Source organism: Actibacterium sp. 188UL27-1, assembly GCF_016901225.1.
Lineage (GTDB): Bacteria > Pseudomonadota > Alphaproteobacteria > Rhodobacterales > Rhodobacteraceae > 188UL27-1.
Window position 1 is genome coordinate 22,165 of the sequence record NZ_JAFEUL010000022.1, and the last position, 26,177, is coordinate 48,341.

Annotated in this window: 29 protein-coding genes and 2 tRNA genes; 21 read left to right on the forward strand and 10 right to left on the reverse strand. The window is 58.4% G+C overall.

The annotated features are described in order from the left end of the window. The first annotated feature begins 176 nt into the window (after nucleotides 1-176). From dapF to IU397_RS20165, 5 genes are all read left to right on the forward strand, one after another. The gene (dapF, locus tag IU397_RS20145) at nucleotides 177-1,040 is read left to right on the forward strand and encodes a diaminopimelate epimerase (RefSeq protein WP_370541742.1); all 864 of its coding nucleotides are present in this window, start codon (nucleotides 177-179) and stop codon (nucleotides 1,038-1,040) included. After that, on the forward strand, nucleotides 1,030-2,289 hold the full coding sequence (gene mtaB / locus IU397_RS20150; RefSeq protein WP_204417168.1) for a tRNA (N(6)-L-threonylcarbamoyladenosine(37)-C(2))-methylthiotransferase MtaB: 1,260 nt from the start codon (nucleotides 1,030-1,032) through the stop codon (nucleotides 2,287-2,289). Before dapF ends, mtaB begins: the two co-directional genes overlap by 11 nt. A gap of 2 nt (nucleotides 2,290-2,291) precedes the next feature. Continuing rightward, a complete protein-coding gene (locus tag IU397_RS20155) occupies nucleotides 2,292-2,918 on the forward strand; it encodes an FMN-binding negative transcriptional regulator (protein WP_204417170.1) in 627 nt (208 codons plus the stop codon). Between the two features lie 65 nt (nucleotides 2,919-2,983). Next, on the forward strand, nucleotides 2,984-3,586 hold the full coding sequence (locus IU397_RS20160; protein WP_204417172.1) for a glutathione S-transferase: 603 nt from the start codon (nucleotides 2,984-2,986) through the stop codon (nucleotides 3,584-3,586). Between the two features lie 154 nt (nucleotides 3,587-3,740). Further along, a complete protein-coding gene (locus tag IU397_RS20165; protein ID WP_204417174.1) occupies nucleotides 3,741-4,490 on the forward strand; it encodes a leishmanolysin-related zinc metalloendopeptidase in 750 nt (249 codons plus the stop codon). Between the two features lie 232 nt (nucleotides 4,491-4,722). On the opposite strand, the gene IU397_RS20170 is transcribed toward IU397_RS20165, so the two are convergent. The 6 genes from IU397_RS20170 to IU397_RS20195 form a co-directional block, all read right to left on the reverse strand. Next, entirely contained in the window at nucleotides 4,723-5,556 is an 834-nt protein-coding gene (locus IU397_RS20170) for a DUF1217 domain-containing protein (protein ID WP_204417176.1), read from the reverse strand. Further along, nucleotides 5,553-5,957, reverse strand: a complete 405-nt coding sequence (gene flbT / locus IU397_RS20175) for a flagellar biosynthesis repressor FlbT (protein WP_204417178.1) — start codon at nucleotides 5,955-5,957, stop codon at nucleotides 5,553-5,555. Before flbT ends, IU397_RS20170 begins: the two co-directional genes overlap by 4 nt. Beyond that, nucleotides 5,954-6,328 carry a flagellar biosynthesis regulator FlaF gene (flaF, locus tag IU397_RS20180; protein WP_204417180.1) on the reverse strand — a complete coding sequence of 125 codons (375 nt, stop codon included), beginning with the start codon at nucleotides 6,326-6,328 and terminating at the stop codon, nucleotides 5,954-5,956. The genes flbT and flaF overlap by 4 nt, the downstream gene beginning before the upstream one ends. Before the next feature lie 80 nt (nucleotides 6,329-6,408). Continuing rightward, nucleotides 6,409-7,749 (reverse strand): flagellin, encoded by a 1,341-nt coding sequence (locus IU397_RS23745; RefSeq protein ID WP_204417182.1) that lies wholly within the window; start codon nucleotides 7,747-7,749, stop codon nucleotides 6,409-6,411. 209 nt (nucleotides 7,750-7,958) lie between these two features. After that, nucleotides 7,959-8,297, reverse strand: coding sequence for a hypothetical protein (locus tag IU397_RS20190; RefSeq protein ID WP_204417184.1), 339 nt, complete (start codon nucleotides 8,295-8,297; stop codon nucleotides 7,959-7,961). A gap of 1 nt (nucleotide 8,298) precedes the next feature. Next, nucleotides 8,299-8,526 carry a rod-binding protein gene (locus tag IU397_RS20195; protein WP_370541743.1) on the reverse strand — a complete coding sequence of 76 codons (228 nt, stop codon included), beginning with the start codon at nucleotides 8,524-8,526 and terminating at the stop codon, nucleotides 8,299-8,301. 155 nt (nucleotides 8,527-8,681) lie between these two features. On the opposite strand from IU397_RS20195, the gene IU397_RS20200 reads away from it, so the two are divergent. Further along, the gene (locus IU397_RS20200) at nucleotides 8,682-10,106 is read left to right on the forward strand and encodes a flagellar hook-length control protein FliK (protein ID WP_204417188.1); all 1,425 of its coding nucleotides are present in this window, start codon (nucleotides 8,682-8,684) and stop codon (nucleotides 10,104-10,106) included. Nucleotides 10,107-10,109: 3 nt separating this feature from the next. Next, nucleotides 10,110-10,793, forward strand: a complete 684-nt coding sequence (locus tag IU397_RS20205) for a flagellar hook capping FlgD N-terminal domain-containing protein (protein WP_204417190.1) — start codon at nucleotides 10,110-10,112, stop codon at nucleotides 10,791-10,793. A 382-nt stretch (nucleotides 10,794-11,175) separates the two neighbouring features. On the opposite strand, the gene IU397_RS20210 is transcribed toward IU397_RS20205, so the two are convergent. The 3 genes from IU397_RS20210 to IU397_RS20220 all read right to left on the reverse strand — a co-directional run bounded on the left by IU397_RS20210 (nucleotide 11,176) and on the right by IU397_RS20220 (nucleotide 12,332). Beyond that, complete coding sequence (locus IU397_RS20210; protein WP_204417192.1) at nucleotides 11,176-11,898, reverse strand: IS3 family transposase; 723 nt, start codon at nucleotides 11,896-11,898, stop codon at nucleotides 11,176-11,178. An 11-nt stretch (nucleotides 11,899-11,909) separates the two neighbouring features. Next, the gene (locus IU397_RS20215; RefSeq protein ID WP_204417194.1) at nucleotides 11,910-12,152 is read right to left on the reverse strand and encodes a transposase; all 243 of its coding nucleotides are present in this window, start codon (nucleotides 12,150-12,152) and stop codon (nucleotides 11,910-11,912) included. Nucleotides 12,153-12,242: 90 nt separating this feature from the next. Further along, nucleotides 12,243-12,332, reverse strand: a tRNA-Ser gene (locus tag IU397_RS20220). Nucleotides 12,333-12,380: 48 nt separating this feature from the next. Between IU397_RS20220 and IU397_RS20225 the strand changes: the two genes are divergently transcribed. The 14 genes from IU397_RS20225 to IU397_RS24025 all read left to right on the forward strand — a co-directional run bounded on the left by IU397_RS20225 (nucleotide 12,381) and on the right by IU397_RS24025 (nucleotide 25,316). After that, on the forward strand, nucleotides 12,381-13,514 hold the full coding sequence (locus IU397_RS20225) for an SPOR domain-containing protein (RefSeq protein WP_239479946.1): 1,134 nt from the start codon (nucleotides 12,381-12,383) through the stop codon (nucleotides 13,512-13,514). A gap of 24 nt (nucleotides 13,515-13,538) precedes the next feature. Further along, a complete protein-coding gene (locus tag IU397_RS20230) occupies nucleotides 13,539-14,693 on the forward strand; it encodes a D-alanyl-D-alanine carboxypeptidase family protein (RefSeq protein ID WP_204417196.1) in 1,155 nt (384 codons plus the stop codon). Nucleotides 14,694-14,702: 9 nt separating this feature from the next. Further along, the gene (gene tmk, locus IU397_RS20235) at nucleotides 14,703-15,320 is read left to right on the forward strand and encodes a dTMP kinase (RefSeq protein WP_204417198.1); all 618 of its coding nucleotides are present in this window, start codon (nucleotides 14,703-14,705) and stop codon (nucleotides 15,318-15,320) included. Continuing rightward, nucleotides 15,313-16,461, forward strand: a complete 1,149-nt coding sequence (locus IU397_RS20240) for a DNA polymerase III subunit delta' (protein ID WP_204417200.1) — start codon at nucleotides 15,313-15,315, stop codon at nucleotides 16,459-16,461. Before tmk ends, IU397_RS20240 begins: the two co-directional genes overlap by 8 nt. Continuing rightward, nucleotides 16,458-17,264 (forward strand): TatD family hydrolase, encoded by an 807-nt coding sequence (locus IU397_RS20245; protein ID WP_204417202.1) that lies wholly within the window; start codon nucleotides 16,458-16,460, stop codon nucleotides 17,262-17,264. The genes IU397_RS20240 and IU397_RS20245 overlap by 4 nt, the downstream gene beginning before the upstream one ends. Then, nucleotides 17,264-18,061, forward strand: a complete 798-nt coding sequence (locus tag IU397_RS20250) for an MBL fold metallo-hydrolase (RefSeq protein ID WP_204417204.1) — start codon at nucleotides 17,264-17,266, stop codon at nucleotides 18,059-18,061. Before IU397_RS20245 ends, IU397_RS20250 begins: the two co-directional genes overlap by 1 nt. A gap of 7 nt (nucleotides 18,062-18,068) precedes the next feature. Then, nucleotides 18,069-18,998: an AEC family transporter gene (locus IU397_RS20255; RefSeq protein WP_204417206.1), complete on the forward strand. Its 930-nt coding sequence runs from the start codon at nucleotides 18,069-18,071 to the stop codon at nucleotides 18,996-18,998. A gap of 325 nt (nucleotides 18,999-19,323) precedes the next feature. After that, a complete protein-coding gene (locus IU397_RS20260; protein WP_204417208.1) occupies nucleotides 19,324-21,243 on the forward strand; it encodes a PhoX family phosphatase in 1,920 nt (639 codons plus the stop codon). A 441-nt stretch (nucleotides 21,244-21,684) separates the two neighbouring features. Beyond that, nucleotides 21,685-21,870: a hypothetical protein gene (locus IU397_RS20265; protein WP_204417210.1), complete on the forward strand. Its 186-nt coding sequence runs from the start codon at nucleotides 21,685-21,687 to the stop codon at nucleotides 21,868-21,870. A gap of 92 nt (nucleotides 21,871-21,962) precedes the next feature. Continuing rightward, nucleotides 21,963-22,625, forward strand: coding sequence for an ABC transporter ATP-binding protein (locus tag IU397_RS20270; RefSeq protein WP_204417212.1), 663 nt, complete (start codon nucleotides 21,963-21,965; stop codon nucleotides 22,623-22,625). Beyond that, nucleotides 22,625-23,935: an FtsX-like permease family protein gene (locus IU397_RS20275; protein ID WP_204417214.1), complete on the forward strand. Its 1,311-nt coding sequence runs from the start codon at nucleotides 22,625-22,627 to the stop codon at nucleotides 23,933-23,935. Before IU397_RS20270 ends, IU397_RS20275 begins: the two co-directional genes overlap by 1 nt. Nucleotides 23,936-24,015: 80 nt before the next feature. Beyond that, nucleotides 24,016-24,090, forward strand: a tRNA-Thr gene (locus tag IU397_RS20280). A 19-nt stretch (nucleotides 24,091-24,109) separates the two neighbouring features. Next, nucleotides 24,110-24,451 carry a copper resistance CopC family protein gene (locus IU397_RS20285; protein ID WP_204417216.1) on the forward strand — a complete coding sequence of 114 codons (342 nt, stop codon included), beginning with the start codon at nucleotides 24,110-24,112 and terminating at the stop codon, nucleotides 24,449-24,451. A 4-nt stretch (nucleotides 24,452-24,455) separates the two neighbouring features. Next, entirely contained in the window at nucleotides 24,456-25,316 is an 861-nt protein-coding gene (locus IU397_RS24025) for a CopD family protein (RefSeq protein WP_204417218.1), read from the forward strand. A gap of 2 nt (nucleotides 25,317-25,318) precedes the next feature. Here IU397_RS24025 and IU397_RS20295 read toward each other — a convergent pair whose 3' ends face one another. Beyond that, nucleotides 25,319-26,161 (reverse strand): formate/nitrite transporter family protein, encoded by an 843-nt coding sequence (locus IU397_RS20295; protein ID WP_204417220.1) that lies wholly within the window; start codon nucleotides 26,159-26,161, stop codon nucleotides 25,319-25,321. Nucleotides 26,162-26,177: the final 16 nt, after the last annotated feature.

Genomic DNA, 26,177 nt, shown 5'->3' on the forward strand with positions numbered 1-26,177 from the left:
TGTGATCGTGAACCTATCCAGCCGACAGACCGGTCATGTAGGCAAACGTCTTTGGGTGGTCAAGTCAAAAACGCGGGCTTTATGTCATCACCTGGGAGCGTGGTTTACCGGTTCGACGCTGTGTCCCCGCGGGGACAGCGGCATTCGGTCTGGCAAAGGTGAGATTTGCGCCGTATATGCAAAAAATGCGAGACATGGCCTCCTCCTCCGGCTTGCCCTTCCTGAAAATGCATGGGCTGGGCAATGATTTTGTGGTTATCGACCTGCGTTCCGGTGATGCAGCGTTGAGGCCGTCATTGGTTGCGGCCATTGCGGATCGCCACCGCGGGGTCGGGTTTGACCAGTTGGCCGTCATCCAACCCTCCGATGATCAGATCGTTGCCGCCGATTTGACGTTCTACAATGCAGACGGATCCCGTTCGGGCGCCTGTGGGAATGCCACGCGTTGTATCGCGGATCACTTGATGCGCGACCGGAACTTGGCTGAGCTGACACTTCGGACCGAGCGGGGCGCTCTGGCCTGTGAACGCGCGGAAAATGGGCAAACCCGGGTGAATATGGGCCACCCGCTGACAGATTGGCAGGATATTCCGCTCGCGCAGGCGATGGATACGCTGGCTTTGCCGCTGGAGGGTGCACCCGTCGCGACCGGGATGGGCAACCCGCATTGTACCTTTTTTGTGGATGATGTGGATGCGGTGGATTTGGCGGTCTTTGGTCCCGAGTTGGAGCACAATCCGCTGTTTCCCGAGCGTGCGAATGTGCAGATCGCACAGCTTGTGGCACCGGATCAATTGCGGATGCGTGTATGGGAACGAGGTGCGGGGATCACCCTGGCTTCTGGTTCATCCTCTTGCGCAACGGCGGTTGCGGCCGCCAGACGGGGTTTGACCGGTCGCAAGGTTCGGGTTCATCTGGATGGTGGGCAGCTTGACGTGCACTGGGGGGATGACGGGGTCTGGATGACCGGGCCAACCAGTCATGTCTATACCGGTGTTCTGACGCCTAATTTTTTGGCGAGCGTTTCGGATGAACCCTAAAGCTCCCATTTTTCGCACGTTTGGATGCCGCCTGAACGCCTATGAAACGGAGGCGATGCAGGCAATGTCAACGGCAGCGGGTGTGGAGAATGCGATTGTCATCAATACCTGCGCCGTGACGTCGGAAGCCGTGCGCAAAGCACGTCAGGACATTCGCAAATTACGACGTGCCCATCCTGACGCGGCCCTGATTGTCACGGGCTGCGCGGCCCAGACCGACCCTGACAGTTTTGCCGCGATGCCGGAGGTGAGCCACGTCATCGGCAATTCCGAGAAGATGGCGCCGGATACCTGGACCCGGCTCACCCCGGATCTGATTGGTGAGACCGAACAGGTACAGGTGAACGACATAATGTCGGTCAAGGAAACCGCGGGCCACATGATCGACGGCTTTGCGACCCGCTCGCGCGCTTATGTTCAGGTGCAAAACGGCTGCGACCATCGCTGTACGTTCTGTATTATCCCCTATGGTCGCGGAAATTCGCGATCTGTCCCCGCGGGGACAGTCGTTGATCAAATCCGCAATCTGGTCGGGCGCGGCTATAACGAGGTGGTTCTGACCGGTGTCGATTTGACAAGCTGGGGGGCTGATTTGCCTGGCGCGCCCCCCCTGGGCAACCTCGTGCAACGTATTCTGCGCTTGGTGCCTGATCTGCCGCGCTTGCGGATCAGTTCGATCGACTCGATTGAGGTGGATCCCGTATTGATGGATTGCATCGCCACTGAACCGCGGCTGATGCCTCATTTACACCTGTCTTTGCAGGCTGGTGATGACATGATCCTGAAGCGGATGAAGCGGCGCCACCTGAGCAAGGATGCCATTGCATTTTGCCAGCAGGCACGCGCCTTGCGGCCGGACCTGACATTTGGCGCGGATATCATTGCCGGTTTCCCGACCGAGACCGAGGCGATGTTTGAAAACTCTCTAAAGCTGATCGAGGCCTGCGATCTGACCTGGCTGCATGTGTTCCCTTATTCGCCGCGGCCTGGAACGCCCGCAGCGCGGATGCCGCAGGTGAACGGTGCGGTCATCCGCGCGCGGGCCGAACGGTTGCGGCAAGCCGCGGCACAGGCGGTTCACCATCATCTGGCAGCCCAGATCGGTAAGCCTCATCGGATCCTGCTGGAGAACCCTCGGATGGGTCGCACCGAGCAATTCACAGAAGTTCGGTTTGACACCGATCAACCCACTGGTCAGATCATCGAAGCGCCGATCATCGGTGCGACAGATCAGGTTTTACTGGGGTAATCATGCACCCCAATCGTGCCTTTCGACATGTCAGTGATGACCTGAATATTGATTTCACCCGCGAGCGGGGTTTCGGGACGTTGACCATAAGCGGTGCGGATGGCCCCCTGCTGTCCCATATTCCATTTCTCTTGAATGAAGCAGGTACGGCGGCGGAGCTTCACCTTGTCCGGTCCAACCCGATCACGCAGCTTGCACGCCAACCAGTGACGGGTGTTATCAGCGTCACCGGCCCGGACAGCTATGTCTCACCCGACTGGTACGGCGCGGAGGACCAGGTGCCGACCTGGAACTACGTCGCGGTCCACCTGTGCGGCGTGCTGCATCCTCTTCCGGCGGACCACTTGAATGGCTTGTTGGATCGTCTCTCCGCGTATTTTGAGAACAGGCTGTTCCCGAAAACCCCCTGGACGTCTGACAAGATGTCGGACGGCGTGATGGACCGGATGATGCGGGCAATCTTGCCGTTCCGTTTCGACGTGCAAAAGATCAACGGGACCTGGAAGCTCAACCAAAACAAGCCTGCGGCGGTTCGGCTGGCGGCGGCAGACCATCTGGAAACCTATGGGATCGGGTCGGAGATTGCCTTGCTTTCCACCTTGATGCGCGGCGCGGGAGAGGCGGAGTAACAGCCTGCTTGCCACGCTGGGGCGAGACAGCCATGGTGCAGCCACTACCCTTTTGGAGATATCATATGCAACTTTTCCACGCTGCGGCCTCCCCTTTTGTGCGCAAGGTGATGGTTGTCTTGCATGAAACGGCACAGCTACAGGATGTGGAGATCGTGCCGGCCATTGGTCATCCGATGGCCTCGTCTGATATGCCCCTGGCGCATAACCCGCTGGGCAAGATACCGGCCTTGCAGCGCCCCGATGGCCCCGCGCTCTATGACAGTCGGGTGATTTGTGAATTCTTGAGTGACCGAGCCGGAGCGCAGCTTTATCCCGCCGCGCGCAAATGGGAGGCCATGACCCTGGAAGCCACAGCGGACGGGATCATGGATGCCGCCGTGTTGATGGTTTATGAGACGCGGTGTCGGCCCGACGATATGCAATTTGCCCCCTGGGTCGATGCGCAGTGGGATAAGGTTGCGCGCGCCCTTGATGCCGTGAATGCGCGGTGGATGAGCCATTTGGCCGGGCCGCTTGATATCGGTCACATTGCCATGGGATGTGCGCTCTCCTATCTTGATTTTCGCCATGCGGACCGGGACTGGCGCCAGCATCACCGTGCGCTTGCGGCATGGGAGCAAACCTTTGCCCAGCGTGACAGCATGCAGCAGACACAACCGAGTTGATCGGGAAACGGCTTGATCTTGCGACGTTTATCGCCGTGGTCTGCTGATTGTCGCTTGGCATCAGGGTCTTTTTCACCGGGGCCGCCTCAGGTGCCAGGCCGTGTGATACCACACAAGCGACGCTATCCTGCATTCACGTTTTGAAAGGGCCGCGATGATCACCGTCCGTTACATATCCCAAATATCCGAAGGTCGCCAAAGGGTTTTCGACAGTGCGGCGGGGCGGTGGGATCGTCTGATCGACACGTCTTATCCGGCTTTGACCGTGAACGGAGAGGTTCTGGACGGCATTCTGATCGAGGCCTCCATTGTACCGATCGACGGTGCGACAGGTGTGCTGGGTCAAGCGGGGCCGACGATCCTGCGGCCAGGTGGTGTTCTGCCTGCTCAAGGTGTGATGCAATTCGACGTGGCCGATGTGGAACGCCTTGAACAGACGGGCTCGTTCGAGGATGTGGTCCTGCATGAAATGGCCCATGTCCTGGGGTTCGGCACGCTGTGGCAACGCCAAGGTCTGGTTAACAATAGCGGGACCAACAATCCGATTTTTGTTGGCGACGCGGCGCGTCAGGAATATGCAGCACTCAGTCAGTCGTCGCGCTCCGGCGGTGTTCCTGTCGCCAATACGGGTGGGGCTGGAACGCGCGAGGGGCATTGGCGGGAACTGGTTTTTGGCGATGAGCTGCTAACCGGGTTCATCTCGGGCAGCGAGCGCCCGATCAGCCGGATGTCTGTCGCGGCATTCGCTGACATGGGATATGATGTCGATCTGGATGCGGCAGATCCCTACACCTTGCCCACATTTCGGGAATTGGCCGAGATTGGCATCACGGAGGCGGTCCGTATCTGCGATCTGTGTCGTATGGCGCGCCCTGGAGATCCGATTGTCCTGGATGGATCTTGATACCCCGCTGATCCCGGTTCTGACCTCTTGTGCAAAACCACCCGCTCGGTTCCCGGTCGACGAGCGATCCAGGTACTGAGATTTGTTGAAGGGTCGTTATGTGGTGGGTGATAGCGCAGCAAACACTACCGGTGCGCGCAACAAACGGGCGGAGGGGATTGGCCTTTAGATACTTAGATTGGCCAAAATTCCGGTGGCCGAATGGCATTAGGCTTGCTCAGAGGCGGATCGCTCAACGCGATGCAACGATCTGAAGGATATTTGCCGCAGAACCTTGAGGGGTCAGAAGGGTGAGCGCCGACGCGCCGGGTGTGCTGGCAGACGGGCCTGAGGCAAGGTCAGCACGCAACAGGAACAAGCGAACGAAGTCGTCCAGCTTTTCGGGGTCGGAAAATTGGCTGATTTCGCCATCTCCGGTGGCCCGATCCAGACGTTGGCGGAACTCTTTGAGCTGTGCATCCAAATCCAATGTCACGAAGCTGGAAGGCAGCCCAAGGGCCGTCTCGAACGCACTGCGCAACGGGGGGTTGCCCATGATCGAGAACCACTTTGCGTTGTCGGACGTTGCTTCCTGCGCCAGATCCGCCAGATCTCGATCCACTGCGAAGGCAAGGCGCAAGTCGTCATCTTGAGCCCCCACAGCGATCTCGAACTGTCGCGCGAGATAGTCCTGTGTCGTTTGATCCGCAAAGCCCGGTGTCAAAGTCGCCGGAACGCCGCCATCACCGAAACCGAAGGCTCCCGCAAATTCCCGGTAGCGCCGGTCAGCCAGCTTGTTACCGAGGGCCTCGGGATCGGACGTCCCGTCTTCCAGGATTTTCCGTATGAAGAAGCGGTTATCCAGGTCTTCATCCAGCCCAAATGCACCCAGCGCAACCGACAGCAACGTCCGGTCGGCCACCAGCTCTTCTGCTGTCGAAATCTCGCCGATATTCTCCTTGAAATATGCAACTTCGCGATTGATCTGTGGCGACGCATTGAAGGCTGTTTTCTGGGCATCCAGCGTGCGGTTCAGGAACTGCCAACCATTGAAACCGCCGAACGGGACGATGGGTTGAAAGGTCATACCGGACGGCTCGCCAGAAGGCGCTCCTCCCGCGGTAAAAGGCTCCGAAGGCTTTTGAGTGCCAGATAGTGTTGGCGGTTCAGCACAGCTTCGGTCGCTTTGGTCAGATGCGTGCGACTGTCGTCATCAACCAGGATTTGGCTGAGTTGTTCGATGCCGCGAAGCAATTGATGATGCGCCTCATCCGGGTCGCTGTCACCCGACAAGACAAGCTGAGCAATGTAGCAAACCCGCCTTACCGGTGTGTTGGCCCCCTCGGGATGGATCGCGTCACGCAAACGAAGGATATGGGCATTGGGTGTGACAATGCTGATCCGACTACGGCGATCCCCATTCTCGATGACAGCCCCATTGATCAGAACGCGTTCCTTGGGGCTCAATTTCAAAACAAGGCCACTCATGGCGAAGGTCTTTCAAGGCTGAGGCCGCGCATAACCGTCATGTTGATGTCCACAAGGATTTCGGCACTGGCCTCGCGACGCAAGACAACAGCGGTATGTTGCGTGGTGAATTCGGCAAGATAAAACAGGCGGGCCCTTAGGTCGCCCGGCAAACCATTGGCCGGGTCTGCAACATCTGCCGCGAGGACAAGCCAGAGGCGGCGATTTTCATGCAGTGCATCAACCAATGACGGGAAACTGGCATCCTTGCCCATCGCAGATTTGAGACGATGGGTAACACGTGAAAATGCCGCATATTCGGTTCCGCGATCTGTACGAAGCGGTGTCGCGCTTTCACCATAGGCCTTTTTAGCTTTGAGAAGAGCGTTCACAAGACATCCTTCCTGGAGTCAAACAGTACAATACTAGAGAAGTGAAGCGCGCCAATGAGTGGCGCGCTTCACTCAATATCTTACCGGAACAGTGACAGAACCGACTGCGGTGCCTGGTTCGCGATGGACAGCGCCTGGATGCCCAGCTGCTGCTGTACCTGCAGGGCCTGCAGCTTAGCCGAGGTTTCTTCCATGTCCGCATCAACCAGGGATCCGATGCCAGACTTCAAGCTATCGGTCAGTTTGCTGATGAAATCGGACTGGGTCTCGACCCGACCTTGAACTGAACCAAAAGCAGCCGATGCATCGATGGCCTGGTTAATCAAACCGTCAATCGCTGCCAATGCACCAGTGGCGCCAGCATCAGTGGTGACGTCAATGGTCTGAACAGCACCAAGTCCGCCTGATGCACTGCTGCTCCCAGCTGTACCGCCTGTTTGAGCACGAATACCAACGTTGATAGTGGTGTTGGTTGACGTCGCCGTACCATTGGTGATCGTGAACTGATTAGTGTTTGCTCCCGTACCCTGTTCGACAGTGTAACCGCTGCCCGAGTCCGTCGCGGCGCCAAAGAATGCGTTGATCTGATTTGTCAGATTGCGAGCGACATCCTCGGTACCATCTGTGGCAGACGCCACATACTGGAATGTCCTCTGGCCCTCGGTAGAACCGCCGCCGGCCACGTTGACAGTCACATCATCCAAAATGATTTCATAGCTATTGCCAGCTGCAACCTCACCGATGGTGACGGTCATGTTCGCATTGTTGGCAATAGACTCAGTTGGCGCACTAGGATCAAATGGGGTGTCATCAGCTACAGTGTTAGCCGCGGTACCCTGGATCAATGCGCTGGCCGCTGCGGCATTCGCGAGGTCCGTACCACCAAAGGTTTGCGCCGAAACCGGTGTTGTGACCGACAGATTCTGACGATCGACTTCGATCTGACGGCTGGTCACGTTGCCGTTGGAGTCCCGATCAAGAGACGACAAAACGTTCATGGCATCTGTCGACGAACCATCGATCAAATTGAGACCATTGAATTGAGCAGCACCAACCACAGAGTTGATCTGAGCTTCGAGCGCATCAATGTCGGCCTGAATAGCGTCGCGATCGACGTTTTCTTCCTGAGCGGCGACGATCCGGCCTTTCATTTCAGTCAGCAGATCAGTCACGGTCTCGGATGCGTCACGGGCAACGGCCACGGTGGACTGACCCAAGGACAGGCTTTCGGAGATCGCCTTGAACCCTTTGACGTCGGATTCCATGACCTTGGAGATGGACCAGATCGCGGCGTTGTCTTTGGCAGAGCCAACCGACTTACCGGTGGAAATCTGGCTTTGGACGTCTTCCAAATTGCCGTTGATGCTCCGCAAAGTCTGCAGTGCAACCATCGAGCTGGTATTCGTAAGAATGCTGGACATGTATATTAGGTCCCTTAGCTTTGGCGCTTTACGCCGGGTTTCCAGAGCCGCTTTCGCGACAGACAAGGCGTTTTGCCTGTATGGGCCAAGATGTCCTTTCCCATGCCACCCTCATCTGAGGTGCGACGCCTAGATGCCCGCCAAGGTCCTAAGATTAGCCTAAGCACCCCGCATCTAACCCGTTGGATTTTAAACAAAATCGGTTCAAGTCAGGCCTTCTTCTCAAGCCGACCGCGGGGCGTGGCCAAGTCGCGCCGCTGCCCTTGCGCGGTGTAAGTATCAAGGTGGCTGGTCGCCCGGCGGGTGGCGGCAAGCCGATCAATGACCGAGCGTAGGCCACGGATGGTCGCCTGATGGAGGCGATTGTTCCGCTCTGCGGCGTCCTTCAAGCGCTGCGCATCTTCGCGCGACAGGCTTTCGGAATCATCTTGCAGCGCATCCAGCAGCGTTTCCTTCGCATGCAAGACCTGCTCAAGCCGGGAGAAATCGGAATGCCGCAGGGCATCTTCTTCTTGATCCAACAGTGTTTCGATTGCCAGGCTGTTCATCTTACTCCCCTTCATATGCTTTGATTGCATCGAATATGCTTTCAGCCAGACCCAGACCGCCCCTTTCCGCCAAGGCGCGGGCCTGCTCTTGCAAAAGAAATCCGGAAAATTGCTCTTCGCCGATGCCGCCGCCAAAGCCGTCGCGCGCCGTTCCAAGGCCTGTATGTTTCAGCATCTCAGTGAGGAAAACAGCCTCCATATCAACGGCAAGCTCTTGAAGTTTATGCATTTTTGAGGAAGGCATCGTTGTGGACGATATCGGTGGAAGATCCATGTTGGCTCCGTTCGAGAATCAGAAAACTTTTCCAGATATGGAGCGGAATGGGTAAAGGATCGGTAATGAATTGAAGGCAAGTTGACGGAGAACAAAGGCAGAAAGTCTTCATGATGCAACCGCTTCCCATTGCTCCGTTTTTCGTGTCCCCGGCTGGCTCAACCATTCCAGTCAGTTCAGACCCGGTTGACGGGGATGCCAAATTTGCGTTGCTGCTTGAAAATATGCGCGACCGCTCGACCAAAGACCCGGAGAGCGAGCAACAGCACCCAACTGTTCAGGATGAACAGGATATTCAAGACGTGCTTGTTGATGGCGAAGAGCCGCAACCGGATCCGGGCGATGTCGTTGTCGCCGATCCCGAGGAAAGTGTTTTAACAGTCCTAGATGATTCTATCGGTGGTGAACGCGCAAACACCGTAGCGAGGGACCAGTCTGAGCCACAAGAGTTTTCCATATTTGAGGTTGGTGGTGTCGCAGGCAACGTCGTCGATACATCCACACCACCCGATGGCGCTCGACAGCTGGCAGTGCCGTCGGAACGCGATGTGATGCTGCCACCAACCGAACCGTCTAGTGCCCCAAACGACCAACCGATACCGGCACAAGCCACGCCGAAACCCGATGATAAACCGGAAAATCCTCGCCCTCCGATGACGCAAAACAAAGGCGCCGGTGGTGTGGTCGCGCAGCATCCAATATTGAGAGCCGGTGAAGCTGCGCTTGAGCATCCCAAAAGCGGGAATGAGCCTGAAAAGCAAGCGCAACCTCACCAAACGGTTCCCCGCCAGACTGTTCTCGCAGCACTGCCGATGAATGAGCCAATAATATCGGTCGACCCGATCCCCCCAAAGACACGCGCATCCTTGGTTGAGCCAGAGTTGACGAAATCGGCCGATATTAAAGTAACGACCATACAACAGGTCGCTACCGCAACTGGGGATGTTGCGCGTCCCTATCCTGCCTTTGTCGCTATGCCGGCCGTAACTACGCCACAAGAACCGTTGATGAACACGCACAGAGGAGACGGACATTCAACAGAGCTTGACGTTCTGTTCCGAGCAGACGGAAGAGAGCGCGGGCCATCAACCATCGCGCAAACGGGCGGATCCGCTGTATCACTCACCTCCCCCGATACAGCCCGCAATGCGGTGATCCAGATCCAGGAGACATTGCGGACAAACACGTCATCAACCGTTGAATTGACCCTCAGCCCGGAAGAGTTGGGCCGGGTCCGCTTGGGACTTGCCATGTCGGACGGAGTTGTCGTGATCTCGGTAGCAGCTGAGCGTGGCGAGACGCTGGATCTGTTGCGGCGCCATGCCAGCCAGTTGGAGCGACAGATGCAAGAGCTAGGCTACGAACAGGTTTCGATCGATTTCGGACAGAAGCATCAGGACAATGACCAAAACAACGATAATCACGCCCCTTGTGACCGCGCGATGTCCGCTGTTTCATTGGACGATACCTTGGCACAGCCCCGACCCACCAACCTGACTGGCCCCCCGTATGGTGGTCTGGATTTAAGGATTTGAAATATGGATGTTACCGCGACCCCGACAGTCCAAGGCAATGCACAGACCACACTGCAAGCGCAATCTAGCACAACCAGCATCAACTCGGATTTTGATACATTCCTTAAGATGCTGACGGCACAACTCACCAATCAGGATCCGTTGAACCCGCTTGATTCACAGGATTTCGCGGTTCAATTAGCCACGTTCTCCAGTGTCGAACAGCAAACAAAAACGAATGATCTTCTGACCGAATTGACAAATCGTTTCACTGCCAGCGGAACCTCGCAACTTGCCAATTGGGTGGGACGCGAGGCGCGGGTCACCGCTGATGCAACCTTCAGCGGTAGCCCACTGACGCTTTATCCCGACATCCCCGAAGCCGCGACCAAAGCCGAACTGGTAGTGAAAGACAGCACCGGACGTGAGGTCGATCGACGCGCCATTACCCTTGATGCAAGGGAGGTATTGTGGACCGGTGAGGATGAAAACGGAGAAACGTTCCCGAATGGCCCATACACATTTACTGTCGAAGCGGTGACAAGCGGTGATGCAACCACCACTGCGCCGGTTGCCCATTACGCGCGCATCACCGAAGCCCGGCTAACGACCGGAGACGAAAGGCTGGTGCTCCACGGCGGCGTTTTGGTGGCACCGGACGAAGTGATCGCGATCCGCGCCGCCAATTCCAGTTCAACTCAACCCTGAACTCCGCAGAGAAGGTCGTCTGTTGATTGTGACTGAGAATTGACCCGGTGTTTTCACCGAGAGTTGGCCCACCCTCAGTGATGGAGTAATCCCCCGGAAAATTAGGTGTGTGCGGAAGTAGAATTTTCTCGAATATGACAGACGAGATTCTGATGAAGAAATTAAAGTTCAACGGAAAGCGCCTGATTGAGACCGCCTTGCGTTTTCAGACAGTAGCTTGATCTGCGTCTGTCTTCTGCGGCGTCCAATTCCACGGCAGCAATTCATCGAGCCTGCTGATTTTGTAGTCTTGGATACGGTCGAGGATGTGGAGTTGGAGTTTTACCTGCGCCCCAAGTTCCCTTCAGTTTTGCACGGAGTCCTTGGGGTCAAATCTGTGACCTTAGGCGGCCATTTTGTCCATCGCCCTTCTCTGCAAAAATTCCATCGGGGTGAGGTTGCCCAATGCTGAATGTGGTCTGCGCCAGTTGTAATCCTCCTGCCATTCTTCAAGTGTCTTGCGGGCCTCACCCAATGTGCCAAAAAGCGTTTCGATGACAAGCTGTGCCTTCCGATCGTTTTCGATGGCCCAGCCAATGATGCGGCGACTGAAGGCATCCAGGACGACAGTCAAATACAGAAAGCCTGCCCAGGTTGGCGCATAAGTGATGTCAGAGACCCACAAGACGTTCGGCGCATCAGCGTAGAAGTTGTGGTCGACCAGATCACTTGCGGGCCGGGCACGCGGGTCGCGTTCTGTCGTAACTACAAACTTGCGACGGCTCACGCCCCTCAAGCCGTTTGCTTTCATCAATCGCTCAATACGCTTGCGACCAACATGGACGCCTTCATCAGCCAGTTCAGCGTGAATGCGCGGCGCGCCATAGGTTTGCTTTGATCCCTCATGTATCGCGGCGATCTGGTCGGTCAGCGCGTCATCTGCAACCTGGCGATCACTGGGCGGGCGGTTGAGATAGGCATGGAAACCGCTGCGGGACACACCCAAGGTATGCGACATCATCTGGACAGAATACTCGGCCTGGTTCGCGGTTATGAACTCGAAGACCTCCGCGATGTCACGTCGTTTTGTGCAAACCAGGCCGCGGCCTTTGATAAGATGTCCCACTCCTGGCGAAGCTACCTGACGTCTTTGCGAAGCTGACGCAGTTCTTCCATGTCCGCACTGGTCAGGCGGTCATCACGTTCATCATCATCGACACCGGCCTGTTTGACCCAATCATGGATCGTCGCAGCACAGCGCTCATATTCCCGCGCCAGACTCTCAACACTGCGACCAGCTCGCGCCAGCGCAACCAATTGTTCTCTAATGGCAATCCGGCCTTGCGCTGTGCAGTGCTTAGACTGGCCTTTGCGGATCAAATTGCATACCACCGCAAAACAGGACCTCGAACACCCAAAACCACGTTACCATTCAATATGTTAGGGATATTCGAACGCAGAAATGTAAGATGGCGGAGGAGGTGGGATTCGAACCCACGGTACGCTTTCACGCACGCCGGTTTTCAAGACCGGTGCATTCGACCACTCTGCCACTCCTCCGGTGACGCCGGTATCTAGACCGAGCGCATCGATTCTTAAAGTGCGGTCTTGCACAACCCCATATCCAGTAGAATCGTTGCTATTTTGTATCTCTGGGCTTTCCAGATGCATCATCTCGTCGTATACCTACCTCAACGGAGGCTAATCGACCTTCGAACCGATCGAGCAAAGCAGTCGGAAATGGCTGGAAACCACGGCAAACCGTGGTCGGATAAAAAGGGGCGTATGATGGGCAAGGCTTCCATTCTCCGTGCAGTTGGTATGACGACTATTTTGTTGGGCGTCATCGGGTGTGAAGATGGCAAGTTCGCGCTGGGTGACAAGAAACCGGCGGATGGCCAGGCGACCGCGGCAGCAGATCGACCAAGCGCAACCAGCATTTCAGGGCAGGAAACCGAGGCCCCCGAGGTTTTTCAGCAAAGCGAAGACGGGTTATGGGCCGGTACGCCCACCTTTGGCGGTGTTTGGGTGGCCCATCCCGACGTCACCGCGCCGGAACGCGTGCTGATCCGCAACGAGGACAATGGCCAAACCGTTGTCGGTTCACTTTTCAAGCGTGAACGGCAAAATCCTGGGCCCCGCTTTCAGGTTTCAGCGGAAGCCGCCAATGCGCTGACTATTCTTGCTGGCTCACCCACCAAGCTGACGGTTACAGCTCTGCGGCGCGAAGAAGTGCAGCCCGAACCCGAGGCGAAAGCCGACGCCGAGGCGACAATTGCTCCCGATGCACGGGCCATTGCCGAGCCTGCAGCCATAGATTCCAAACCTTTGGAACCGCTCGCGGCCGCCGCTGCCGGGATCGAGAAGGCGGAGAACAAGGCTAAGGAAGCTGGCGACGCGGTGATCACTCCGGCCACGACGGCGGCTGCGGGGGCCGCCTCGACAGAGATCCAGCCGCTGGAAGATGTGCAGCCAGAACTGGCATCTGCATCCAAACCCGTATCACAATTGAGCAAGCCCTATCTTCAGATCGGTATCTTCGAGGTCGAGGAAGAGGCAACCAAAGCTGCAAGCGAATTACGCAAGCAAGGCCTTGTCCCCATTCTGGCCCTCAAGGGCGAGGACGGCAAAACGACATGGCGTGTTCTTGTTGGGCCCGCTGAGAACCGTGCTGAACGGGCAAGCCTCCGCCGCAAATTACGCAATCTTGGTTATAAGCGCGCGCGGTTTGTGGCAGACTAACTTCCGATAACCGGAAGGGTGCCCATGCTGAACCGACTCGTCGCCACCATCGCTATTTTCTTTGTGGCTGTGCTGCCTGCACATGCCGCGTTTGAGACACGCGCCACTGCTGCTTATGTGCTCGACCAGACCACGGGCACGGTTTTGCTGGCCAAAAATGCCGATACACCGCTTCCCCCAGCCTCCATGTCCAAGCTGATGACGCTGAACATGCTGTTCGAGGCGTTGCGCGATGGCCGTGTGACCCTTGAAACACAGTTCAACGTCTCGTCGCGCGCGCGCGCGATGGGCGGCTCATCGATGTTTCTGACAGAGAATGATCGCCCTAGTGTTGAGGATCTGATCAAGGGAATCGTCGTACAGTCCGGAAATGATGCCTGTGTGGTGGTGGCCGAAGGGCTGGCGGGCACCGAAGATGCCTTTGCCCGGTTGACCAACGAGCGCGCCCGCGATCTGGGCTTGTCGCAATCGACCTTTGCCAATTCGACCGGCTGGCCCAACCCGAACCAACGCATGTCGATGCGGGATCTGGGGGATCTGGCGCGGCGGCTGGTCGAAGAATTTCCAGAATATTACGGATATTTCGGGCTGTCCGAATTTCCCTATGACGGGCGCGTGCCGACCAATCATCGCAATCGCAACCCGCTATTGTCCTTGGGCATCGGTGCGGATGGATTGAAAACGGGCCACACGCAGGAAGCGGGCTATGGCCTTGTCGGGTCTGCGGTTCAAGGCAACCGCCGGATCATTTTTGTCGTGACGGGTCTTGAGAGTGAGCAGAGCCGGCGCGAAGAATCGGAGCGGATCGTCAATTGGGCCTTCCGCCAGTTTGTTCAGAAAACCGTCGCCGACAAGGGCACACGCCTGGCCGATGTTCCTGTCTGGATGGGGACGGAGGAGCGGGTGGGGATCATCATTCCCGATGATCTGGAACTGCTGCTGCCGGCGCTGAACCAGGACAAACTGAATGCCGAGTTGAGCTATGACACGCCGTTGCGCGCGCCTATCCAGGAAGGCCAGGTTGTCGGCACTCTCACGATCTCACCGCAGGACATGCAGCCCGTTGAGGTGCCCTTGGTGGCCGAGCGAGAGATTGCGCGTGGTGGTTTCGTGCCCCGACTGCGCACCGCGGCCGGTGTTCTGATCGGCAAGGTTGCGGGAGAGTTCGGGGGCCTCTAAACCGCCCCCATGTTCATCACGTTTGAAGGTATTGACGGGTCCGGTAAATCGACCCAGGCGCGGCGGCTGGTCGAACATTTGCGGGCCACTGGCGCCATTGCGCATCTGACCCGCGAACCGGGTGGCTCTCCCGGCGCCGAAGACATCCGCCGCCTGCTGGTCGAAGGAGATCCCGGGCGTTGGTCGGCAGAGACTGAGATCCTGCTTTTCACCGCCGCGCGCCGGGACCATCTGGAACGCTTGATCAAGCCTGCGCTGGCCAAAGGGCAGATCGTGGTGTCGGACCGTTTTGCCGACAGCACCCGGGTGTATCAGGGGGCGACCCGTGGGGATTTGCGGGCGTTGGTCGATGACTTGCATGCGCAGATGATCGGTGTGGAGCCGGATCTGACGCTCATCATCGATATGGATCCCGATGCTGCCCTATCGCGCGGGCTGGCGCGTAAAAGCGGGGAGGACCGGTTTGAAGAGTTCGGTGCCTCCTTCCAGCACACCTTGCGGGAAGGTTTTTTGGCCTTGGCCAAATCGGCACCGGACCGGTGCCGCGTGATTGATGGGAACCGATCCGTCGATGCCGTGGCCCAAGAGGTTTTGGTATGCGTCGACCGGGCCCGCGCCCATGTCTGATCCAGAAATACCCGAAGCCGACCGACTGAACGGCGCGCTCCATCCCCGTCACACGCCCGCCCTGTTGGGGCAGTCCGCCGCGGAAGAAACTTTTTTGCAGGCGTTTAATGCGGGTCGGGTTCACCACGCCTGGTTGATCTCGGGCCCAGCGGGCGTGGGCAAGGCGACGCTGTCATGGCGGATCGCGCGGTTCCTGCTGGCCACACCAGTTGCGCAGGCGGACGGCCTGTTGGGTGACCCGAAGCCGATCGCCACGCTGGACATCCCCGCCGAGCATCCCGTGGCGCGCCGGGTCATTGCCCTGAGCGAGCCGCGCCTGTTTCTGCTGCGCCGCCCTTGGGATGACAAGGCCAAGCGACTGAAGCAAGACATCACCGTCGATGAGGCCCGCAAGCTGAAGGGCTTTTTCGCGCTTTCTGCCGCCGAAGGTGGGCGCCGCGTCGTGATCATTGACACGGCCAACCAGATGAACATTGCTGCCGCCAATGCCGTATTGAAATTGCTGGAAGAACCCCCGGAAAACACCACGCTTTTGTTGATCAGTGATCAACCTTCCGCGTTGCTGCCCACGATCCGCAGCCGATGCCGGACCTTACATTGCGTGCCCTTGGGTTCGGATGATCTGGCCTTTGCCCTCGCCGCCCAGGATCCGGAGGCTGACAGCCCTTCTGCTGCGGTGGCGGCCTTGGCGGGTGGATCTGTGGGCGCGGCAGTGTCTTTGGTGATGCAAGACGGCGTTGACCTTTATCGGCGGCTGGTCACGTTGATCCAGACCGTGCCCAAACTGAACCGGCCAGACAGCATTGCCCTGGCTGACTGGGCCGCGGCCCGCGGGGCCGAGGGGCGGTTGGACATGACCCTTAATTTGATCCATCTGTTTCTGGCCCGGCTCGCCCGAAGTGGCGTTGTCGGCCCCCCCGCCATTGAGGCGGCAGAGGGCGAGGCGGCGTTGTTCGCACGCCTCTGCCCGGCTGCAGGCGCCGCACGGGCTTGGGCGGAGCTGCACCAGGTGCTTGGGGCAGAGGCGCGCCATGGTCGGGCAGTCAACCTTGACCCTTCTGCGCTGATCCTTGATATGATCCTCAAGATCAATGGGACCGCCACCGACTTGGCCTCCCGCGAGAGGCATGTTTCCCAATGACCCTTCCGCCGCAACTGGTTGATAGCCATTGCCACCTGGATTTCCCTGATTTCAATGGGGAATTGCCCGATATCATCGCGCGAGCACAGGGGGTCGGAGTGACGCGGATGGTCACGATCTGCACCAAATTGCGGGCTGAACCCGCCGTTCGCGCCATCGCTGACGCACACGACTCCGTTTTTTTCGCTGCGGGCACCCATCCGATGAGCGCGGCAGAGGAGCCGCTGGTGACGGTGGATCAACTGGTCGCTTTGGCGGCGCATCCGAAATTCGTGGGCATCGGTGAAACCGGGCTGGATTACCACTATACCGCCGACAGTCGTGATGTGCAGATCGAAAGCCTGCGCATTCATATCGAGGCCGCGCGCCGCACCGGGTTGCCCCTGATCATCCATGCCCGCGCCGCGGACGAAGATATGGCCCGGATCCTGGGCGAGGAGCATCGTGCTGGTGCTTACACTTGTGTGATGCATTGCTTTTCCAGCGGGGCGGATCTGGCGCGGGCGGCTGTGGATTTGGGGTTTTACCTGTCGATGTCGGGTATTGCAGCCTTCCCCAAAAGCCAGGAATTGCGCGATATCTTTGCGGCGACACCGGTTGATCGCATTCTGGTGGAAACCGATGCGCCCTACCTGGCACCGCCGCCCCATCGCGGCAAACGCAACGAGCCGGGCTACACCGCTCACACGGCTGCCAGGGGGGCAGAGGTGTTCGGCATGGATTTTCCGACCTTTGCCGCGCAAACCACCGCAAATTTCGACCGGCTGTTTTCAAAGGCCGCGGCCTGGGCTCAGGCCGCCTGATGGCCGAATTGCGGTTTCGCATTCTGGGGTGCGGCTCGTCCGGCGGTGTGCCGCGCCTTGGGGGGCTATGGGGGGATTGCGATCCGACCAACCCCAAAAACGAACGCAAACGATGTTCGCTTTTGATCGAACGCGAAGCCGGTGCCGGGGTGACCCGCGTGCTCATCGATGCCTCGCCCGATCTGCGCCAGCAATTGCTGGATGCCGGGATTGGGCTTTTGGATGCGGTGGTGTTCACCCATGCCCATGCCGACCACGTGCATGGGTTGGACGATTTACGGATGATCGTCTTTAACCGGCGGGACAAGCTGCCGGTCTGGGCCGATGGCGACACCCAGGATAGCCTGCTCAATCGGTTCGGATACGCGTTTGTCCAGCCATCGGGGTCGCCTTATCCGCCGATCCTGGATCTGCATACGATCAAAGGCGATGTCGTGATCGACGGGGCAGGGGGGGCGGTGACGCTGACCCCGTTCACCGTGGGCCATGGGTCCATCGACAGTTTGGGTTTTCGGATTGGTGATCTGGCTTATCTGCCTGATGTTGCAGAGATTTACGACCCTGCCTGGACGTTGCTGCAGGGGCTGGATTGCTGGATTGTCGATGCCTTGCGCCGCACACCGCATCCGTCCCACGCCCATCTTGAGCGGACGCTGGAATGGATCGCGCGGGCCGCGCCGACGCGCGCGATCCTGACAAACATGCATGTCGATCTGGATTATGAGACAGTGCGGAACGAGACACCGGACCATATTATACCTGCCCATGATGGTCTGACCATCACCTATCAGGTCTAGCGGCGCCGTGGCGGCGCTGTTGGATGTGATCCTGCCGGTTTTTCTGGTGATCGGCTTTGGCTATGTTGCTGTTTGGAAAAAACTTTTCCCGGAAAGCGGTGCGGATGCGCTGATGTCTTTCACACAGCATTTTGCCATTCCTTGCCTCTTGTTTCGCGCAATCTCCACCCTTGATCTGGGCCAGAATTTTGAACTGGATCTGCTACTGGCTTATTACGCCGCCGCGACTTGTGCCTTTGTCATCGGGATCTTTGGCGCGCGATTGCTGTTCAACCGGCCTTGGACTGACAGCATTGCCATCGGCTTTGTTTGTTTGTTTGCCAATTCGCTGCTGCTGGGCCTACCGATCACCGAACGGGCCTATGGCGCGAATGCTTTGGAGGCGAATTATGCGATCATCGCGATCCATTCGCCGTTTTGCTATGGGCTGGGCATCACGCTGATGGAGATCGTGCGAGCCGAGACGCGCTCGCCGGTGGCGCTGGCCCGATCGGTGTTCAAGGCGATGTTCCGCAACGCGTTGATCCTGGGCATAGGTTTGGGATTTGCGGTCAACCTGTCGGGCCTTCCGATGCCGGGTGTCGTGACCGATGCGCTGGACCTGATGGTGCGTGCGGCGTTGCCTGCGGCACTGTTCGGGTTGGGCGGTGTGCTGTACCAGTACCGCCCCGAGGGGGATTTGCTGACCATTGGATTTGTCATCGGCGTATCCTTGATCATCCGTCCGGCTTTGGTCTGGATTTTTGGATCGATCGCGGGATTGGATCAGGCCGAATTCCGGTCCGCGGTGCTGAATGCCGCCATGGCACCGGGCATCAATGTTTATGTTTTCGCCAATATGTATGGAGTGGCGAAGCGGGTTGCCGCCTCGACCGTGTTGTTGGGAACGGCGGCGTCGCTTTTGACGATCTGGGTCTGGCTGATCTTCATTCCCTAAGCGGCCCGATTGCCCAAAATCGCGATACACAAAGCATGCATATCCCATACATATGATATGCATACGGGATATGGGCGGGTGACGGGGACGACGCTCGTGCTGCGCACATCGCCCCGCCCACCGTCCCTTGGTGTGGCGCCTTGGTGATCCGGTGTTTGACGCGTTTTGAACGCAGTCAGACGGTCACTGACGCCGCTGGGCTGCGACAATTTATGACATCGTCCGAGGCAGCACCGCGTGCATCGTCACATCACTGAGACGTTCCGTTATTAAATCAACTCTGAGCGGGATATGACCGCCATCAGCCACTGAAAGGGAGCGAATGATGAAGGATATCGATCCGAGAGATCTGTCTGCTGACGACTGGGACGAGTTGAATTTTCCCAGACCCAAGGTTCAGGGTTTTGACGCCGTTGTAGAACGTGCGATTTCGCGCCGCGGTTTTCTGGGTGGGGCGCTGGCCTTTGGATCGGGCGCTGCCGTCATGGGAACGGCGCTGCTGAAAGGCAGCACGGCCATGGCCGAGCAATCCAATCGTTTTGCGTTTGAGCAACTTGCGCCGCAGACCGATGGCACGGTTCATGTCCCGCAGGGCTATAGCTGGAACACATTGGTGCGTTGGGGGGATCCGCTGTTTTCGGATGCACCGGCCTTTGACGCCAAGGCCGGGATCCCGGTTGCCGGGTCGGACCGTGTCTTTGGCGAGAATACGGACGGGATGGAATTGTTCAATGTCGGCGGCAAGGAGATCCTTGTGGTGAACAGCGAATATGCCAATACCAAAACGAACTTGCCACATACCGAAGATGGCAGCCCGCAAAGCGCGGATGACGTTGCAATCCTGCAAAATTTCCAGGGCGTGTCTGTCATGGAGTTGGAGGAGGGTGCCGAGGGCTGGGCCGTTGTTGTGGACAGCCCCTTGAACCGCCGGATCACCCATAACACGCCGATGCAGATTGATGGCCCTGCTGCTGGTCATGATCTGCTGAAGACGGCAGGCGATGCGACCGGCATGACCTCCATGGGGACGTTCAACAATTGCGGGTCAGGCCGGACCCCGTGGGGCACCTATCTGACCTGCGAAGAGAACTTTAACGGTTATTTCGGCGCGACCGGCGAGATGCCGACCCAGGAGGCCACGGCGGCAGGTTACGCGCGCTATGGCATCAAGGGGGACAATGATCGCTACAACTATCACCTGTTCGATGCGCGGTTCGATGTGACCCAGAACCCGAACGAGCCCCACTGCGCTGGTTACATCGTCGAAATTGATCCGGCTGACCCAGAAAAGACCCCGGTCAAGCACACGGCATTGGGCCGGTTCAAGCATGAAAATGCGGCCTATGCCCTGGCGCCCGACGGCCGCGTTGCCATTTACATGGGCGACGATGAGCGCGGCGAATTCATGTATAAATGGTTGTCGCGCGATGTGTATACGCCAGGTGGCGACACTTCGACCTTGATGTCTGAAGGGCTGCTATATGTGGCTAAATTCAACGACGACATGACGGGGGAGTGGTTGGCCTTGACGCCCGAGACGACGGGTATGGATGCGGCCATGATCTCGATCTTCACGCGGATGGCGGGATCGGCGGTTGGTGCCACCACGATGGACCGGCCTGAATGGATTGCCGTCAATCCCACGGCGGTTGAGGCCTATTGCTGCCTGACCAATAACAGCCGTCGGGGTGCCAAGGAGGAGGACGGGTCGATCAAGACCAATGCCGGCGGCGACGTCATGGATGTGAATGCCGTCAACCCGCGGGAGACCAATGAATACGGGCAGATTGTGCGGTGGCGTCCCCACGGGGACGACCATGCGGCGGACACGTTCGACTGGGACCTGTACGTGATGGCCGGAAATCCGGAGGTCCACAAGGATGGGATGTATGCCGGGACCTCCAACATCAATGCTGGAAACCTGTTTAACTCGCCCGATGGTATGCAAATCGACACGACCGGTTTGATCTGGATCCAGACGGATGGCGATGACAGCAACGAGGGTGAGTTTGCGGGCATGGGTAACAACCAGATGCTGGCGGGCGATCCGGCAACCGGAGAGATCCGGCGGTTTTTGACTGGACCCAATGGTAGCGAAGTGACCGGCCTGACCTGGTCGACGGACCGGCGCACCATGTTTGTCGGGATCCAGCATCCCGGCGCGCCGTTCCCGGATGGCCCCGACAGCTTGCCGCGATCAAGTATTGTTGCCGTGAAACGGGACGATAATGCGCTGATCGGCTAACGCGCTTAAACGAGGCGGGCGCTTTCATTTTGAGGCGCCCGCCTTTTTTCATTCGACATCCTGTTGTAATTTGTTGTTTGTTTTCAGTGTCCTGGTTGCGGCCGCGCCGCTTGTACGGACGGTCACCAAGCCGTGCCGCTGCGGGCAGACACTCCGCTGTTTGACGTGATGCAGCACGCTTTCACAGCTGGGTCATTCGGTGGTCTTAATGCGCCATGCGAAAAACCCGGGTCTTTTAGTGCTGCCCGAAATCAAAGATTTCACCGTGATGCGTGATGTTTCAGGTATTCGTCAGACGCTATAGGTGAAATGAGGCCGTCCTGACCCCAGGGTTGCCCCATTGACGGGCATGCGAGCGGTTTGGGCCGGTCTGGTCTTGATTGCCCGGCTCTAGTCGTTATTCCCTGACGTCACCGTCAATCAGCGTATGGAGAGCGTGTGATGGGCCGCCACCACTTTTTGTCCCTTGCTGCTGCCGTGCCTTTGAAAGCGCGCGCCGAGGCTGGTGCGCTTAAGATACGCGATCCTTATGACAACGATCACAGCTTGTCTGATCTGACCGATCAGATCGGTGTCGAGGGCCACATGCTGCCGCAACTACAGGTGATGTTGGGAAAGTGCCTATGAATGTCGTGCGGCTGTTGGATTTGGGTCGGCATAAGGATCTCGATACAGGTCTTTCCAGTTGTATTAGGGTGATGGATGCCCGTTATGGCTAGATGACACATCCGCTTGAAGTACGCGATATGGTTGTGACCAGTGACCGGGGCCGACCCATTCTGGCCGTTCCCCGGTTCGATCTGGCCGCTGGCGAGGCGGCGGTGATCACCGGGCCATCGGGCGCGGGCAAATCCACACTGCTTTATGCCATTGCGGGCTTGGTGACGGTTGCGGAGGGCACCGTGCGGTGGGGGGAGACGGAACTGTCGGCCCTGGGTGATGCTGGGCGGACGGCCTTTCGCCGCGATAATTTGGGGTTCGTTTTTCAGGACCATATGCTGTTTGAAGAGCTTTCGGCGCTGGACAATTCGGCTCTTGCCGCGGCCTATGCGCCACGGCGTGACCGCGCGGCTTTGCGCGCCGGTGCCGGTCAGATGCTGGACCACCTTGGTTTAAAGAGGGAGGGGCGCGGCACCCACAGCTATTCCGGTGGAGAACGTCAGCGTATTGCCGTGGCACGCGCCCTTGCCAGTGATCCCGGTATCATTCTGGCGGATGAACCCACAGCCAGCCTGGATCGCGCAACGGCTGATCGTCTGACCGACGATTTGCTGGCCCTGTCTGCCAGGGGCCGCTCTTTGTTGATTGTCAGTCACGATCCCGTACTGCAAGCGCGCATCGGGCGAAAGGTCCAGGTGTTGGACGGGACCCTGGCCGCCTGATGTTGAGCGTGTGGGATATGGTGTCGGCCACCGCGCAGAACATCGTTCTGTTGGTCCTTTTGCTGCTGCCCGGCTTGGTCACCGGGGCGATCGTGCTGCGGGGCTATGCGGCGGGGCGGCTTTTGTGGGCGCTGATCTGGGCCCACCGGTGGGTCAGTTTGGTTTTTGCGATGCTGATTGCGGTGTCGGTCGCGATTGGCACCGGGTTGACGGCGCAGGAGCGGGGCTTGCGCGAGGGTTCCGCCAAGGCTGCGGAACCTTTTGATCTGATCGTCTCGGCCCCTGGCAACGAGATTACGGTGATGTTCGCTGCGGTCTATCTGCAGCCCACTGATATGCCATTGCTGGATGGCCCGACCTATCAGGCGATTGCCGATCATCCGCGGGTGACATTGGCCGCACCCATTGCGTTTGGCGACAGCTATAAGGGCGCTCCGGTCGTTGGGACGACACCGCAATTCGTGACCCATCTGGCAGCGGATCTTGCCGCCGGTCGCATGTTTGCCACGCCTGAGGAGGCTGTGATTGGTGCAGATGTCCCGCTGCAGGTTGGGGATGACTTCTCCCCGGCCCATAACATTGGCGAGGCCGCAGAGGAGGGTGCGCACGGTGATTTCGCCTATACCGTTGTCGGCAAACTGCCCGCCAATGGCAGCCCGTGGGACAAAGCGCTATTGGTGCCGGTCGAAAGCGTGTGGGAGATCCACGGCCTGGCCAATGGTCACACTGCGGATTGGGACGGCACGTTGGGCCCGCCTTTTGACCCGGCTTTCTTTCCGGGAACGCCAGCGATCCTCGTCCGGGCGGAGGCGTTGTGGGCCAATTATGCGCTCCGCTCCGAGTTCTCGACTGAGCGGACCATGGCATTTTTCCCAGGCGCGGTTCTGGCGCGGCTCCATGGATTGATGGGAGATGTACGGGAGGTGATGTCGGGCCTGGCGATCCTGACACAGGTATTGGTCGCCGCGTCTAGCCTGGCGGCGCTGACGTTGCTGACGCGGCTTTTATCCCGCCGCTTTGCGGTATTGCGAGCGATCGGAGCGCCGCGGCGGTTCATCTTTGCCCTGACCTGGAGCTATGCATCGCTGCTGATCGTGGCGGGCGCCGCCGTGGGGTTGATCCTGGGATTGTTGACGAGCCGCGTGATTTCTGCCGTGATCTCCGCCCGGACAGACATTCTGGTTCAGGCGGGTTTGGGCTGGCCCGAATTTCACCTGGTCGCGGGGTTTGTCAGCGTCACGGTGATCCTGGCTTTGTTGCCTGCTGCCTTGACCTTGCGCCGCCCGGTCGTGTCAGATTTGCGCAGTTAAGCGAGCGCCAGAGCACGGCGACGTCGGTGCCAGAAACCTCTTGCACTTGCGTCGTCTATCGGTAGAACGCACTGCACTTGGCTGCTGTAGCTCAGAGGTAGAGCACTCCCTTGGTAAGGGAGAGGTCGAGAGTTCAATTCTCTCCAGCAGCACCATTCCGTTTTGGAGGGCAGGATGCGCGGTCGGATATTTGCGGTGGCCGGTCTGATTGCAGTGGCGGGTTGGGCTTTTGCCCATTCAAGTATCGAAACCTCAACACCCGCTGACGGGGCCGTGGTGGCTGTGGTTCCGGCTGAGATTGCACTGCGCTTTGATGACGAGATCCGCCTGACTTCGGTACGGGTGGAGCGCGGCGATCAAACCATTGCGTTGGATCTGAGTGCTATTGACGGTTTTTCGACCGAATATGCGTTGCCATTCAACGATATGGGGGCAGGTGCTTACCGGATCGAATGGCGCGGCTTGGCGGTAGATGGGCATGCGATGCAGGGTACGTTCAGCTTTGATGTGAAATAACGCTGTGCCCGATATCTGGGTGCAATTCGCCATTTTGCTGAAGTTCGTGTTGTACATTTCAGCTCTGGTTGGCTGCGGCCTGGTGATGTGCCAGGTGGTCTTTGCGCGACTGATGGTTGGGGTTGCTGACCGGATGCACGTGTCGGTGGTCGTGTTCGCGGTGCTGGCGGTGTTTGCAGCAGCCTTTGGTTTTGTGCTGCGTGGCGCGATGTTGAGCGGCAGCGCCTACGGCATGATCGACCCAGTGCTGTTGACGGTGCTGTGGCAAAGCTCTGTCGGAACGGCGTTGATCCTGCAGATCGTCGGGTTGATCCTGTTAGCGGTCGGGCAGTGGTTAAGTCCGGGTCTGTCCGCAGTCGGAGTTGCGATGACACTTTGGTCATTCTCCACCATCGGACATGCATCGGATGCTGCATTTTGGTGGCTGAGGCTTTTGCTGTTCGCACATCTGGGCGGTGCTGCGTTCTGGCTGGGTGTTCTTATCCCGTTGAGGGCGCTCGCCATCGATCCAGACATGCGGGCCGAGGCCGCGCAGTTGGGCCACAGTTTTGGATCTGTCGCCATGGCAGTTGTGCCCGGGCTGATGCTGGCGGGCGTGATGCTGGCATGGCAGTTGGTTGGTGACCTCTCCGCCCTGATCGCAACGGGATATGGACAGGCCCTGCTGCTGAAGATCGCCTTGGTCGGGCTGCTGTTGACGGTTGCCGCCATGAACAAGCTGCGCCTTGTGCCTCATCTCAGGTCGGGTGTCACAACCGGTCAGCCCCTGGCGCATGCGATCACGCTGGAATGGATTACTGTTGCTGCCATCCTGTTCGTGACGGCAGCTTTGACGACGATCTTCGGTGCACCGGGTTTGGCGTGATCCTAGTCATCCTCGATCTCCGGTCGGATCTGGGCATAGGTCATCATGGTGAAAACCGCAGTGCCGCCCACGACATTTCCGGCCAGGACCGGCAGAAAGAACCGAAACACCGCGTCGCCCAGCGGGAGCTGTCCCTGTACCATCAGGATCGCCATCTCGACCGAGCCGGCAATGATATGGGTAAAATCGCCCAAGGCGATCAGCCAGGTGAACAAGACGATCACCCAGACCTCGTTGTTCTGAGCGGTTGGCAGCATCCATACAATGGCTGCAATCAGGATGCCCGCCGGTATGCCGCGCACGAAACCGTCCAGCGGTGGCATACCCGTTGCATGGCGGCTGAGTTCACCCACGACATTTTTCAGGTCAGGCGTCAAAACCGGTGTGTAGATGAGGAATGTGGCCATCAGGAAAGCACCGATGATATTAGCCGCCAGCACGACGGCCCAAAGTGTGCCCATCTGTGCCCAGGTTGACCTGCATGGGTCCAGGATCACCGGCACGACCGTTGTGATCGTATTTTCGGTGAAAAGCTGCATTCGACCCAGGATGACCAAAAGAAATCCGAGTGAGTAGCCCAGATTTTCAACCACGTACCGCCAATCGGCATCGGGGAGATGCGCGCGCAGAAATGCCTCCCCCAGGACGGAAAAGCTGATGAGAATACCGGCCGCGATGCCCGACCAGAACAATGTGCGGATGGGACGGCGCAATTCTTCCTCGCCGTGGCGGCGGATTGTCTCAAAAATCAGGCGCGGAGACAGGCCGGTTGCCTCTTCGACCGCTTCGAGTTCCCGTTCTTCTTCAATCAATGCGCTGTCGGTGTGGTCGTCGATATTGGTCATAGGCCATCCCCAGAAG